Source organism: Seonamhaeicola marinus, assembly GCF_008085455.1.
The window spans coordinates 1-246 of record NZ_VSDQ01000734.1; the positions used below are offsets into that span (position 1 = coordinate 1).

Annotated in this window: 1 protein-coding gene; it reads left to right on the forward strand. The window is 32.9% G+C overall.

What is annotated here, in order from left to right; translation table 11 throughout:
• The coding region (locus FUA24_RS25905) for an NAD(P)-dependent oxidoreductase (protein WP_246147148.1) at nt 1-246 on the forward strand (246 nt) is incomplete at both ends.

The following is a 246-nucleotide window of genomic DNA, read 5'->3' on the forward strand; positions in this document are numbered from 1 at the left end:
CTATTATCATTATTTAATAAGTTAAATAAAGCCGATTTAGAAGTTAGATCTGGCAAATGGCTTCGTGAAGAAAACCGAGGTATTGAGTTAGACGGAAAAACCGTTGGCCTTATTGGTTACGGTAATATGGGTAAAGCCTTTGCAAAAAAGTTAAAAGGTTTTGATGTTGAGGTTTTATGCTACGATATTAAAGATAATATAGCCGATGAAAACGCAAAACAAGTAAGTTTACAAGAACTTCAAGAA